Here is a 643-nt window from a genome sequence, read left to right on the forward strand (position 1 = left end):
TGTAGAAGATATCAAGTTTTTAATAATAAATAATAAAAAAGAAACTGAAGACTTAAAAAAATCTAAAGAAGAAAAAGAAAATAAATTAAAAGAAATAGCACTTTTAGAAACTAAAAAGGTTGAAATAGAAAGTGATATAAAATCAAAAACAAAAACTTTAGACGAGATAAGAGAGCTATATAAATCTATAATAACTTTCCAAAATACTTATATAGAGCATAATAACAAAGCTAAAGAGTATACAGTATTTGAAGAAAATTATAAAAAAGTAAAAGAAACTTATGAGAAAATGGATGAGTTATACAAAAAAGAACAAGCAGGAATATTGGCAAGTAATTTAAAAGAAAATGAGCCATGTCCAGTATGTGGTTCAACAAACCATCCACATAAAGCAACTATAAGTTCAAATTTACAAATACCATCTAAAGAAGAATTAAAAATAGCTAAGGAAAACTTAGAAAAAATAGAAAAAGAAAATCTAGAAAAAATAAATGAACTTACAGCTTTAAATTCAAATAAAATAGCTTATTTAGAACAAGTTAACAATGGATTGAATTTATTATCTAACACTATAAATATAGATAGAAACTTTAACTCAGGAACTGGRCAAATAGTTAAAAATTTAGGCACAGAGTTAAAAGGT

1 protein-coding gene is annotated in these 643 nt (G+C 23.7%); it reads left to right on the forward strand.

Going from position 1 to position 643, the window contains the following annotated elements; all coding sequences use genetic code 11:
• Positions 1–643, forward strand: a 643-nt coding sequence (locus tag G3997_RS03280; protein ID WP_330616186.1) for a hypothetical protein, incomplete at both ends; no start/stop codon positions are given.

Origin of the sequence: Romboutsia sp. 13368 (assembly GCF_018336475.1) — a bacterium.
Classification (GTDB): Bacteria; Bacillota; Clostridia; order Peptostreptococcales; family Peptostreptococcaceae; genus Romboutsia.